12 protein-coding genes are annotated in these 10657 nt (G+C 66.2%); 4 read left to right on the top strand and 8 right to left on the bottom strand.

Annotated features, from left to right (window positions below; translation table 11 throughout):
* Nucleotides 1–114: 114 nt before the first annotated feature.
* Nucleotides 115–720, top strand: coding sequence for a hypothetical protein (locus tag QMX83_RS17150; protein ID WP_282297851.1), 606 nt, complete (start codon nucleotides 115–117; stop codon nucleotides 718–720).
* A 29-nt stretch (nucleotides 721–749) separates the two neighbouring features.
* Nucleotides 750–1655, top strand: coding sequence for an oxygen-dependent coproporphyrinogen oxidase (gene hemF, locus QMX83_RS17145; protein WP_282297850.1), 906 nt, complete (start codon nucleotides 750–752; stop codon nucleotides 1653–1655).
* Nucleotides 1656–1664: 9 nt separating this feature from the next.
* On the opposite strand, the gene QMX83_RS17140 is transcribed toward hemF, so the two are convergent.
* The 4 genes from QMX83_RS17140 to polA all read right to left on the bottom strand — a co-directional run bounded on the left by QMX83_RS17140 (nucleotide 1665) and on the right by polA (nucleotide 6436).
* Complete coding sequence (locus QMX83_RS17140) at nucleotides 1665–1940, bottom strand: hypothetical protein (RefSeq protein WP_282297849.1); 276 nt, start codon at nucleotides 1938–1940, stop codon at nucleotides 1665–1667.
* 200 nt (nucleotides 1941–2140) lie between these two features.
* Nucleotides 2141–2743 carry a hypothetical protein gene (locus tag QMX83_RS17135; RefSeq protein WP_282297848.1) on the bottom strand — a complete coding sequence of 201 codons (603 nt, stop codon included), beginning with the start codon at nucleotides 2741–2743 and terminating at the stop codon, nucleotides 2141–2143.
* An 88-nt stretch (nucleotides 2744–2831) separates the two neighbouring features.
* Nucleotides 2832–3317 (bottom strand): YetF domain-containing protein, encoded by a 486-nt coding sequence (locus QMX83_RS17130; RefSeq protein ID WP_282297847.1) that lies wholly within the window; start codon nucleotides 3315–3317, stop codon nucleotides 2832–2834.
* A gap of 347 nt (nucleotides 3318–3664) precedes the next feature.
* The gene (polA, locus tag QMX83_RS17125; protein WP_282297846.1) at nucleotides 3665–6436 is read right to left on the bottom strand and encodes a DNA polymerase I; all 2772 of its coding nucleotides are present in this window, start codon (nucleotides 6434–6436) and stop codon (nucleotides 3665–3667) included.
* A gap of 96 nt (nucleotides 6437–6532) precedes the next feature.
* Between polA and QMX83_RS17120 the strand changes: the two genes are divergently transcribed.
* The gene (locus tag QMX83_RS17120; RefSeq protein ID WP_282297845.1) at nucleotides 6533–6817 is read left to right on the top strand and encodes a DUF2782 domain-containing protein; all 285 of its coding nucleotides are present in this window, start codon (nucleotides 6533–6535) and stop codon (nucleotides 6815–6817) included.
* 19 nt (nucleotides 6818–6836) lie between these two features.
* Nucleotides 6837–7076 carry a hypothetical protein gene (locus QMX83_RS17115; RefSeq protein ID WP_282297844.1) on the top strand — a complete coding sequence of 80 codons (240 nt, stop codon included), beginning with the start codon at nucleotides 6837–6839 and terminating at the stop codon, nucleotides 7074–7076.
* Between the two features lie 14 nt (nucleotides 7077–7090).
* On the opposite strand, the gene QMX83_RS17110 is transcribed toward QMX83_RS17115, so the two are convergent.
* From QMX83_RS17110 to QMX83_RS17095, 4 genes are all read right to left on the bottom strand, one after another.
* Nucleotides 7091–7537, bottom strand: coding sequence for a universal stress protein (locus QMX83_RS17110; protein WP_282297843.1), 447 nt, complete (start codon nucleotides 7535–7537; stop codon nucleotides 7091–7093).
* A 91-nt stretch (nucleotides 7538–7628) separates the two neighbouring features.
* The gene (locus QMX83_RS17105; RefSeq protein ID WP_282297842.1) at nucleotides 7629–7883 is read right to left on the bottom strand and encodes a hypothetical protein; all 255 of its coding nucleotides are present in this window, start codon (nucleotides 7881–7883) and stop codon (nucleotides 7629–7631) included.
* Nucleotides 7884–8005: 122 nt separating this feature from the next.
* A complete protein-coding gene (gene rtcA, locus QMX83_RS17100) occupies nucleotides 8006–9022 on the bottom strand; it encodes an RNA 3'-terminal phosphate cyclase (protein WP_282297841.1) in 1017 nt (338 codons plus the stop codon).
* Between the two features lie 60 nt (nucleotides 9023–9082).
* On the bottom strand, nucleotides 9083–10312 hold the full coding sequence (locus tag QMX83_RS17095) for an RtcB family protein (RefSeq protein WP_282297840.1): 1230 nt from the start codon (nucleotides 10310–10312) through the stop codon (nucleotides 9083–9085).
* Nucleotides 10313–10657: the final 345 nt, after the last annotated feature.

Raw genomic sequence — 10657 nt, 5'->3', positions numbered from 1 at the left:
ACACCACGCTGAAGTAACTACGGGCAAAAATTCCCCCTATCCTGTCTGCGGCCGCCTTGTGCGGCCGCAGGCTTGTTGGGCCTGCCCCCCCCGCCGCTCACCCCAGGACACCGGATGTCGACTGTTCCGCCCCCGCTGCAGACCCAGGCCGCCCCGCGCGCCACGCACACGCCCGATGGGGCTCCGAAATTCATCTCGCCGCTGGCCAAGTCGATCCTGGTGGTCTGCATCGTGTCGGCCATTTCCTGGGCCGGCTGCGCGGTGCTGGCCGTGGTCCTGCACCAGTGGGAATGGCTGCAGGAACTGACCGCCAGCTCCGACCTGTCCTGGATGCCGCCGTCGCTGCGCTGGTTCGGCCGGCATGCGGTGGCGTTCAACCTGGCGATGACGGCGATCTGCGTGGCCGGTGCGGTGTCCTGCTGGGGCCTGCTGCGCCGCCTGAACTGGGCGCTGCAGCTGTTCATCGTGCTGCTGGTGCTGACCGCCGTTCTGAACTTCTTCGCGGTGTGGGTGGTGGACGACATCTTCCGCCAGCTGGCGCTGCACCTGCCGGCCGCCGTGGATGACGTGGATCAGGGCGAGCTGCGCAGCGAGTTGCTGGTGCAGCGGATCCTTTACACCGGCATCGCGTTGGCCACCGCATTGAGCTTTGCGGTACTGCACGGCTGGCTGCTGGTGCGGCTGGGCAAGCCGGACGTGAAGCGCTGGTTCGCCCGCTGACGTAGCGCCGGGCGCGTTAACATACGGGCATGAACGAATTCGAGCGCGTCCGTCAGTACCTCACCGACCTGCAGGACCGCATCTGCGCGGCCATCGAGGCGGCCGACGGCCAGGCCCGGTTTGCCGAGGACCTGTGGGAGCGCGCCGAAGGCGGCGGTGGCCGCACCCGGGTGCTGCGCGACGGTGCGGTGTTCGAGCAGGCCGGTATCGGCTTTTCCGACGTCAGCGGTACGCGCCTGCCGCCTTCGGCCTCGGCCAACCGGCCCGAGCTGGCCGGTGCCTCGTGGCGCGCCACCGGCGTCTCGCTGGTGTTCCATCCCCTTAATCCCTATCTGCCCACCACCCATGCCAACGTGCGCTACTTCCGCGCCGAGCGCGACGGTGAGCAGGTGGCCTCCTGGTTTGGCGGCGGCTTCGACCTGACCCCGTTCTACCCCTTCGACGAGGACGTGCGGCATTGGCACCAGGTGGCCCATGACCTGTGCGCGCCCTTCGGCGAGGAACGCTACGCCGCGCACAAGCGCTGGTGTGACGAGTACTTCTTCCTGCGCCATCGCAATGAAACGCGGGGCGTGGGCGGGCTGTTCTTCGATGACCTGCACGGCGACTTCGAACGCGATTTCGCCTACCTGCGCGCGGTGGGCGACGGCTTCCTGGACGCCTACCTGCCGATCGTGGAGCGCCGCAAGGCCGCCGCATTCGGCGAACGCGAACGCGAGTTCCAGCTGTACCGGCGTGGCCGCTACGTGGAGTTCAACCTGGTGTACGACCGCGGCACGCTGTTCGGCCTGCAGAGCGGTGGCCGCAGCGAGAGCATCCTGATGAGCCTGCCACCGCGGGTACGCTGGGAATACGGCTTCACCCCGGAACCCGGCAGCGCCGAAGCGGCGCTGCCGGATTACCTGGTGCCACGGGAGTGGCTGGACGCAGGCTGACGGGGCGGCTTACTGCCCGAACGAGCGCTGCAGCGACGCCAGCTTTTCTTCGTAGTGCCGGACCTGCCGTTCCGCCTGGGCCAGCTCGCCGGTGTCGTTTGCGAACAGGCCACCGTCAAAGGCCAGTGCCTGCAGGCGACCCGAGGGGGATGCCTCGTGCTGACGCACGGCCTGCAGCTGGGCCTGCGCGTTCTCCAGCTTGCAGAGGTTGCGCTCCACTCGCTGCGCCTGTTTCGGTGTGGGTGGCGGCACTGAGCCGCCATTGATCATGTCTCGAAGGTTCATGACCGGCGAACCGGTGTGGGTACCGGGTGCGCTCATGGGCTGGTGGGAAGGAAGGTGCGGCGACTTCTGTGGTTCGACTATCACGAAGGACATCCTGCAGAAGGCGCCCCGGTTGGGGCGCGGTCAGACGATTGCACCGACTCGGAACGGGTTGCGCTTGCAGATATCGCGCATTCTCCGCGTGACTACATGCGGCGGCCCTAGAGGCGCCGATCCGTCGAGAGAAATTTAAGGAGATCGAATGTGCCAGGTGCCGTCAGTTCTGCTCGCCTACGCTGCAGATTCTTCATTGTTTCCTCCGCATCGTCGCTCGGGTCTGAGCTGGCGTACTCGTAACGTACCGGCGCTTCAGCGTTTGCGGGATCAAGTTCGGGATGCGCGGCCTTGATGTTATCGACCTTCTCCTCCTGCCTGCGGGCGTACTCCGTCAACTCGAGGATTTTCACCTGGCACAGCTCTTCCGTCGGCCACTTGTCTACGGGTATGTCCAAGTCCAGCTTCCGTGCCAAGACCAGCACTTCGCTTGGGTCGCAGAAGTACGAGCTGATCTGGTCTCGCAGACGGCACCAGAGGTCACTTTTTGCTCGCGCGTCGCTAGCCTCTTTACTCAGCCATCCGATCTCCGCCGACAGTGTGGAAACATCAGTACGTTTGCTGTCTGTAGAACAGGAGGGGCGCTCACCGTTGGCCACCTCCACCAGCTCTGAGCGGATACTGGACTGGGATGTGTCACGGGGCGAGGCGGTTTCTGTAGAGCGCGAAGCGTTGGCAGGCGCTCCTGCTTGAATGGACGTTGGCAGCATGACGGTTCCGACCGGGACGACGAGGCCGCATAGTGGAACCGCATACGATTCTGGAAGCTTCCACGAATCGTTCGCCTGAGAACGCCGCCTAAGCGCCCGGCTTGCGCTTTGGCACGATGGTGATATGCCCGTTGATCTCCAGCAGGGCTAATCCGACATCCTCGATTCGCAGGCACCCCTGCTGGCGCATGGCGGCCTCAACATCCGCGCGCGTGACCAGTTCACGCTTCAGCACCGAGGGCAGCAGTTGGCCGTCGCGGGCGATCAGTACCGGTTCGCCTTCGACCAGCGATTCGATCCGCCTGCTGCGGGTGGTGAGCCAGCCCACCCCGTAGTTGAGCAGGATCAGCGTAGCCGCCAGCAGCAGACCACCGCCCAGGGAGGTGTCCTGTCCGAGCAGGGCGTTCTGCACGGCGTTGCCCAGCAGGACGATCAGCAGCACGTCGAACGGGGTGATCTGGCCCAGCGCGCGCTTGCCGGACAACCGCACCATGCCCAGCACCACCGTGTAGACCACGACCGCGCGCAGGATGAACTCCCACCACGGCATGGCCAGGTTGAACAGGTCGGTCATGGGTCCCCCGCCAGAATCGTGTGGGCAGGAGGATGCGGGGAAGCGGGGTGATGGGGGAATGACGGAGGCCAAACACCCAAAATAAAAAGCCCCGCCGACCAGGGGGAGGTCAGCGGGGCCGGGGAACGGGGCGCTTGGGGAGGAGCCCCCGTTCCGAGATCTGCTCCAGGGGATGGGAGAGATCCACAACAGGCGTTGCGCCTGTCGAGGTCTATAAAAGCACCTCGAACATTGATAGTTCGTGAAGGAAGCCCATTAATTCTTGGGAAAATCCAGAAAGATTCATCATCGAGTCAGATTTTGGCTTTCCACTGAACCAATTCAGCCATTTTCACGTCAAATGCGTCTCAATGCGCCTCATCCCAGTTGTCGCCGACCCCGGCGTCGACCACCAGAGGCACCCGCAACTGCGCCGAAGACGACATCAATTCCACCACCTGTGAACGCAAGGTTTCCAGAAACTCGCTTTCGGTTTCGAATACCAGTTCATCGTGCACCTGCAGAATCATCCGGGCGCGTCCGCCCTGCCCGGCCAGCCAGTCGTCCACCTTCACCATGGCCCGCTTGATGATGTCCGCGGCCGTGCCCTGCATGGGCGCATTGATGGCGGCGCGCTCGGCCCCGGCGCGCAGGCCCTGGTTGCGGGCGTGAATATCGTTCAGATACAGCCGCCGGCCTTCCAGGGTTTCCACATAACCATGGTCGCGGGCCTGCTGGCGCATGCGCTCCATGAAGTCGCGCACGCCCGGATAGCGGCTGAAGTACAGCGCCACATAATCCTGGGCCTGGCCGCGGTCGATGCCCAGGTTCTTGGCCAGGCCAAACGCGCTCATGCCGTACATCAGCCCGAAGTTGATCGCCTTGGCGGCACGGCGCTCGTTGGGGGTCACCTCGTCCAGCGCGCGGCTGAACACCTCGGCGGCGGTGGCCCGGTGCACGTCCACGCCCTGCTCGAAGGCCCGCACCAGGCCCGGGTCCTCGGACAGGTGGGCCATGATCCGCAGTTCGATCTGCGAGTAGTCACAGGCCAGCAGCTTGTGGCCCGGCGGGGCGACGAAGGCGCGACGGATGCGGCGGCCGTCGTCGGTGCGGATCGGAATGTTCTGCAGATTCGGGTCGGACGAGGACAGCCGGCCGGTGGCCGCGCCGGCCTGGTGGTAGCTGGTGTGGACCCGGCCGGTCGCCGGATTGACCATCTCCGGCAGCTTGTCGGTGTAGGTGCTGCGCAGCTTGGCCAGGCCGCGGTATTCCAGAATCACCCGGGGCAGCTCGTGCTGGTCGGCAATGGCCTCCAGCGCCTCTTCATTGGTGCTGGGCTGGCCCTTGGGGGTCTTCACCAGCGCCGGCAGCTTCAGCTCGTCGAACAGCACCGCCTGCAGCTGCTTGGGCGAGTCCAGGCTGAAGGTATGCCCGGCCAGCTCGGTCGCCTTCTGCTGGGCGGCCAGCATGCGTGCGCCCAGGTCCTGGCTCTGGCGGCGCAGCTCGGCCGCGTCGATGTACACGCCGTTGGCTTCAATGCGCGCCAGCACCGGCACCAGTGGCATTTCGATCTGCCGGTACACGTTGTCCAGCGCCGGTACCGCCAGCAGCTGCGGGCTCAGCACGCGGTGCAGGCGCAGGGTGATGTCGGCGTCTTCGGCCGCGTAGCGGGCCGCCTCGTCCAGCCCCACCTGCGAGAACGGAATCTGCTTGGCTCCCTTGCCGGCCACGTCCTCGAACTTGATCGTGCTGTAGCCCAGGTAGCGCATCGCCAGCGAGTCCATGTCGTGGCGGGTGGCGGTGGAGTTGAGCACGAAGCTCTCGAGCATGGTGTCGTCGTGGTACCCCTGCAGGTTGACCCCATGCCGTCGCAGCACGTGCAGGTCGTACTTGCCGTGCTGGCCGAGCTTCTTCTTTGACGGGTTCTCCAGCACCGGCCGCAGCGCGTCCAGCACCTGCTGCATCGGCAGCTGGGCCGGCGCGCCGGGGTAGTTGTGGCCGACCGGGATGTAGGCCGCCTTGCCCGGCTCGACCGCCACGCTGACCCCGACCAGGTTGGCCTGCATGGCGTCCAGCGCATCGGTTTCGGTGTCGAAGGCGATCAGCTCGGCCGCCTCCAGCCGGGCCACCCAGGCCTGCAGCTGCTCCGTCGTCACCACCGTCTCGTACTCGCCGGGCGCGGCGAGCGCGGGGTCCAGCGCGGCCGGGGCGCTGTCGCCGCTGCTGCGGGCAAAGCCGGCGGCGGTGCCGCGCAGGCTCACTGCGGCGTCGCTGGCGGCGGCCGGGGCGGGAGCGGCTCCGCCGAGTTCCTTCAAGGCCTGGGTGAAGCCATAGCGCAGGTACAGCTCGCTCAGGGTCGGCACGTCCGGATCGCGCAGGGCCAGGCTCTGCGGGCCGGCGTCCAGTTCCACGTTGGTGCGGATGGTGACCAGGTCACGGTTGAGCGGCAGGCGCTCCAGCGCCGCGCGCAGGTTCTCGCCGATCTTGCCCTTCATGGTCGGCGCAGCGGCCATCACCCCGTCCAGGGTCTGGTACTCGGCCAGCCACTTGGCCGCGGTCTTGGGCCCGCACTTCTCCACCCCGGGCACGTTGTCCACGGTGTCACCCATCAGCGCCAGCAGGTCGATGATCTGGTCGGCGCGCACACCGAACTTGTCCATCACCGCCGCGTCGGAGTCCATGCGGCTGCCGGTCATGGTGTTGACCAGCTCGATGCCGGGACGGACCAGCTGGGCGAAGTCCTTGTCGCCGGTCGAGATGGTCACCTGCAGGCCCTGTTGCTGGCCCTGCAGGGCCAGGGTGCCGATCACATCGTCGGCCTCGACGCCGGGCACGCGCAGGATGGTCAGACCCAGCGCCTCGACGATGCGGCACATCGGCTCCACCTGCGGGCGCAGGTCGTCAGGCATCGGCGGGCGGTTGGCCTTATAGTCGGCGTACAGGTCGTCGCGGAAGGTCTTGCCGGGCGCATCGACCACGAACGCCACGTATTCAGGACGTTCCTTCAAGGTCGCGCGCAGCATGTTGACCACACCGAACAGCGCGCCGGTCGGTTCACCGGCGGCGTTGGACAGCGGCGGGAGCGCATGGAACGCGCGGTACAGGTAACTGGACCCGTCAATCAGGACTAATCTGCTCATGCGACGATTCTACGCACCCGGCCATGTACATTCGCGGCACCGGCATCACAAGGCATGGGGCATAATCATGAATCCCCGCCTCTGGAGCCTGTGCCCATGAAGATCCTGCTGCTGGCCGTCGTGCTCGCACTGGCTGGATGTGCCACCGCCGGTGGTGGCGGAATGCCCCCGGTCGACGTCAGTGGCGCGGAGGTCTCCAAGCGCTCCCTCGACAATGGCGACACCATCGAGGAATACCGGGTGAGCGGCCAGCTGCGCATGGTCAAGGTGACCCCGGCGCGCGGCGCACCGTATTACATGTACGACGGCAACGGCGACGGCAAGCTGGACAGCAACCGTGACGGCGTCTCGCCGGTGTACTGGAAGCTTTACAGCTGGTGAGGGTGGTCCGCAGTACCTGATGAACACCTCTGAACGTCGCAAGCCGCTGGATCCCGCCCTTCTGCGCGAAGGGCTGACCCCGGAACAGTCAAAGGCCGTTGAAACGCTGGAGTTTTTCGGCTGGTCGCTGCGCTTTGTGCGCCGCCCGCTGTTCCGCGATCCGATTCCGGTGCTGTATGACAGCACCGGCAGCAAGTACGTGGTGTTGAACGCGGACGGCACCCTGGACGAATCGCAGACGTTGAAGATCCGGCCGTAACGGGATGTCCCGTTTCAACGAATGACCAATACCGGAATCGTGCTGCGCGCCAGCACCTCGGCGGTCTGGCTGCCCAGCAGCACGCGGGTCACGCCGCGGCGGCCGTGCGAGGTCATCACAATGAGGTCGCTGCTGCGTTCGGTGGCGGTGTCGATGATGCCGTCGGCGGCATAGCGGTCCAGCACGTGCACGGTGTTGGCGGCGATGCCCTGGGCATCGGCGGTCGCCTTGGCCGGGGTCAGGATCTCCTGCGCGCTGGTTTCGCGGTCGGCCTTGTACTCGGGGCTGTTCATGTAGCCCACGCTCCAGCCCATGGCGTCGTACATGCCGACCGCCCACGGCTCGGACACGGTCACGATATCCACTTCCGCGCCCAGGTCCTTGGCCAGCTCCAGGCCCTTGTCCAGGCCCTTGGCCGCCAGTTCCGAACCGTCGGTGGCAATGAGAATGCGCTTGTACATGGCGGGCTCCGTGCAATGAGGTGTGGACTACCATTGCACACCCGGCGTGCAGGCACCGCCTTGAGCCGGATCAATTGACCGGCTGCTGGGCTCAACGCCGGTGCAGGCCGCGCCGGTTCGTGACCGCCATCACAAGCAGGGAGGTCACCGCCAGCGTCGCCCAGAACGACCAGCCCAGCGCCACCGGTGCCGCCGGCACGCAACGCAGCCGCACCAGGTCCAGGCTGCCGCCACTGCCCAGGCAGGTGGCGGCGTGCTCGAACAGGGCCAGTACCGGTGCTGCCCAGCCGGCCGACAGCGTCAGCGCGACCAGTACAGCCAGCAGATACGGAATTCCCTTGTTCATTTGCGCGCTCCCAGCGGACAGTGTCCGACTCTGGGCGCGCGCCCCGGGGGGTTCAAGCGGGATGCGACGAAGCGGGGGAAACGCGGGATGGGTTGGGAAATGGGGGGATGGGCGGTGGGGCGCTACGCCTGCACCCAGACCCGCCAGCCGGTGTCGCCCTGTACCCATTCGAATTCCACCGGCAGGAATTTTTCGATCAACCGGGCATTGCTGGCCAGATGGTCGCTGATGACCTGCGTGGTGAACGAGCCGGCACCGGCCAGGGCCATCGGCAACAGCAGCTGGTCGCTCAGGTGCTCGTTGACGCAGGCTCCGCCGTCCAGGTACTGCTGCACCTCATCGGCCAGGCGTGCGCCTACCTGCTCGGCACTGATGCCGCGCTCGCCATGACCGGTGAACACTTCCACCTGGTCTCCGTGCCGCACGCGCACCTGGGCCACATTGCCCGGCCCCATTGCCGGGCGCAGCGACTGCACGTGGCGCGGATGTGCATCCACGCCCAGGCGGTCGGCGAGCACCTGCAGCTCACGCAGGCCGATGCTGCCGGACAAGCCCGACATCAGCACGCCGGCTTCCACCGTCAACGGCGTGCCGCGTTGTTCGAACGTGCACGGCTGCAGCGCGGCGCAGGGATCAACCTGCACCTCGAAGCGACCACCGCCGGCCGGGTAGAACCCATGCTGGTGCAGCGCGAAGGTGGTCTGCACGCCCATCCGGGCCAGTGCCGGCAAATAGCTCTCAGCGATGAAGTCCGCACTGGGAGCCAGCGGATTATGCGTGCCGCCTTCCAGTTGCAGCGTGGACGGCACCGCCGCCTGCCACAACGCCGGCAACACGGTCTGCAGCACCAGCGTGGCCGAGCCGGCGCTGCCGGTGGCGAAGTGGTAGTCGCCGCCGCGCACCGCGCCCGGTTCAAAGCGCAGCGCGGTGGCACCCAGCACCGCACCGTGCACCGCCGCCTGGCCCACGCTGACCGCCGCATTCACCGCGGTCAGATGCTGGCGCATCAGGCCCGGGCGACGACGGCGGCCGCGGATGTTGCTCATGCTGAAGCCAATGCCGGTGCACAGGCTCAAGGTCAGCGCCGAGCGCAGCAGCTGACCGCCGCCCTCGGTACCGTCCAGTTCAATCATCTCCATGTAGTCGTTCCTCCTGCGTAGTGCCGTGCGCGGCGCAGTGTACGCCGCGCACGTGTTGCTTCATCCCTTCACACACACCACCTGACGCAGCGTGTGCACGATTTCCACCAGGTCACGCTGGGCCTCCATCACCGCCTCGATCGGCTTGTAGGCCGCCGGCGACTCGTCCACCACCTCCGCGTCCTTGCGGCATTCCACGTGCGCGGTGGCCTTGGCGTGCTCGTCGACCGTGATCAACTTGCGCGCCTGGGTACGGCTCATCACCCGCCCTGCCCCGTGGCTGCAGCTGTTGAAGCTGTCGGCATTGCCCAGACCGCGCACGATGAAGCTCTTGGCCCCCATGCTGCCCGGAATGATGCCCAGCTCGCCCTTGCGTGCACTCACCGCGCCCTTTCGGGTCACGAAGACGTCCTTGCCGAAGTGGTGCTCACGGCTCACGTAGTTGTGGTGGCAGTTGACCGCCTCAGCCGCGGCCTCGAACGGCTTGCTGATCACCTTGCGCGCGGACTCGACCACATGACGCATCATGATCTCGCGGTTGAGGCGGGCATAACGCTGCGCCCAGTTCACCGCGAACACATAGTCGCCATAGTGCTCGCTGCCTTCCGGCAGGTACGCCAGGTCCTGGTCCGGCAGGTTGATCATCCAGCGCCGCATGTCCTGCTTGGCCAGCTCGATGAAGTGGTTGCCGATGGCGTTGCCCACGCCGCGCGAGCCGGAGTGCAGCATGAACCACACGCGCTGCTCCTGGTCCAGGCACACTTCCACGAAGTGGTTGCCGGTCCCCAGGGTGCCCAGGTGCTTGAGGTTATTGGTGTTCTTCAGGCGCGGGTGACGCTGGCAGATGAGCTCGAAGTCGGCCACCAGCTGCGACCAGCCTTCGATCGCCAGCGCCGGCGGGGCGTTCCATGCACCCTTGTCCCGCGGCCCGACGGTACGACCGTGCGGCACCGCGCGCTCGATCGCGCTGCGCAGCTCGGCCAGGTTGTCGGGCAGGTCACTGGCCACCAGCGTGGTCCGCGCGGCAATCATGCCGCAGCCGATATCCACACCGACGGCCGCCGGCACGATCGCGCCGATGGTCGGCACCACCGAGCCCACCGTGGCTCCCTTGCCCAGATGCACGTCGGGCATCACCGCGATCCAGCGATGGATGAAAGGAAGCTTGGCAATGTTCTGCAGCTGCTCGCGCGCGGCATCTTCCAGCGGCACGCCGCGGGTCCAGAGCTTGATCGGCGCAGCGCCCGGCTGCTGGATGACGTCATAGTTATGGTTGTGGGTGTTGCACATGGCGTGTTTCCTTCTGCCAGAAATATAAAAAGGTGCGGCGACAAGGGAAGTGGAACGTACGTCTGCTCAACCTGACGCAGACAACCGGGACTCGAACCCGACCCCGAAGGGCTCAACCAAAGATGTAGTTCCACCGGCATTCGCCGCAAAACAAAACAGGTGCCGGCCAGGCGACAAGAGTGAGGGAACATTCCTGCTCTACCACTGAGCTACCGTCGTGTTGCCACGACGAGCGGGATTCGAACCCGCGACCTGGAGCGTAAGAGGCTGTAGTTCCCCCGGCATTCGCCGGGCCAACATTGAAACGGAATTCCTGGGCCGTGCCCGGCTGGCCCCATTGCCAGC

This window comes from Stenotrophomonas sp. PS02289, from assembly GCF_029960115.1.
Lineage (GTDB): Bacteria > Pseudomonadota > Gammaproteobacteria > Xanthomonadales > Xanthomonadaceae > Stenotrophomonas.
Note: the sequence above shows the minus strand (reverse complement) of the source record. Positions and strands in the feature narration are given on the sequence as shown.